The organism is Micromonospora echinofusca (assembly GCF_017614955.1).
Lineage (GTDB): Bacteria > Actinomycetota > Actinomycetes > Mycobacteriales > Micromonosporaceae > Micromonospora > Micromonospora echinofusca_A.
In genome coordinates this window covers 1-1,304 of the sequence record NZ_WVUH01000651.1, presented here as the reverse complement: position 1 = coordinate 1,304, position 1,304 = coordinate 1, and the positions used below count along the sequence as shown (strand labels likewise).

At 78.2% G+C, this 1,304-nt stretch carries 1 pseudogene; it reads right to left on the bottom strand.

What is annotated here, in order from left to right:
- A pseudogene (locus GSF22_RS33605) lies at positions 1-1,304 on the bottom strand (SCO7613 C-terminal domain-containing membrane protein); the annotation flags it as partial.

The window sequence follows — 1,304 nt, the reverse complement described above, 5'->3', positions numbered from 1 at the left end:
GACCAGATCGCGGTGATCCAGCCGTACGGGGCGACGAGCACCCGCCCGACGTCGGGCAGCGCGGCAACCCCGACGACCAGCAGGAGCAGACCACCGGCGGCCAGCAGTGCCGGCGTCCCCGGCGGGCGTACCGGTGCTGCCGTCCGCCCGGCCCGGAGCAGTCCGAGGCTGATCAGCAGCACCCCGACCGAGGCGTACGGCGCCACCGGTTCGGCGGTACCGGAGGCCAGTGGCAGCAGTCCGGCCACCAGTACGGCGCCGGCCAGCGCACCCACCGCGTACCCCGTGCCGGCCGGCCGCCACCGGCGGACCGCGAACAGGGCCCCGAGCAGGACCACGGCGGCGGCCAGTGCCCCCCGCAACTGCCACCAGGGTGCCGCCCCGAGGGCGAACAGGGCCGCCCCGGTCCCGGCCTGGCCGGCGAGCAGACCCCCGGTGAACAGCACGCCCCCGATCCGGTGCCGCACCCGGTCGGCCGGGTCGGGCAGCAGCAGCGCGGCGATCCCGGTGAGCAGCAGCGCCCCGAGCACGGTCGCCGCCGCGCCGGGCGCGGCGAGTCCGACCAGCAGCGCGTGTCCGGCGAGTACGGCACCGCCGGCCACCCGCAGCAGCGCGGTCACCGCCGAACGGGCCGGTCGGGCCACGGCGAGCAGCAGCAGGACGATCCCGGCGACGAGTTCCCCGCCGACCAGCACCGGCCACGGTGTCGCACCGACGGCCGGTAGGGCGAGTACGACGACCGCCGCGCCGACGGTCGCCACCGGCTCCCGGGCGGCCCGGGGCAGCAGCACCACCAGCGCGACGGCGGCCAGGGCCAGGCTCACCGGCACCTGCCAGCCGAAGTCCAGTTCCGGCCCGGCGGCAGCCCCCTGCCAGGGCGGTAGCGAGCGGGCCACCGCCATCGTGGCCAGCGTCCCGGCGATGGCGACGCCGACCTGGGCGAGCAGCGCGGCGCCGATCAGCGCACCGACCCGGGTACCCAGCCCGACCGGGGTGGGCAGCCACCGGGCGGTACCGGGGACGGCGGCGGCGAGCAGCGCGACAGTCACCCCGGCACCCACCAGCAGCACCGACGGGCGCAGTTCCCCGAGGGGCCGGAGCACCGCCGCTGCGGCGGTCAGGACCAGCAGCGCACCGGTCAGGCCGCCGAGCCAGCCCGACCGGGTGACGTGTCCGGCAGCGGCCAGCGCCAGTACCACCACCAGCAGGGGCAGCCCGGCGAGCAGCGGGGTGCCGGCCACCTCACCACGGGCCAGCGCCACCAGGGCACAGCTGCCCGCCCCGACCAGTGCGGCGCCGTAGCC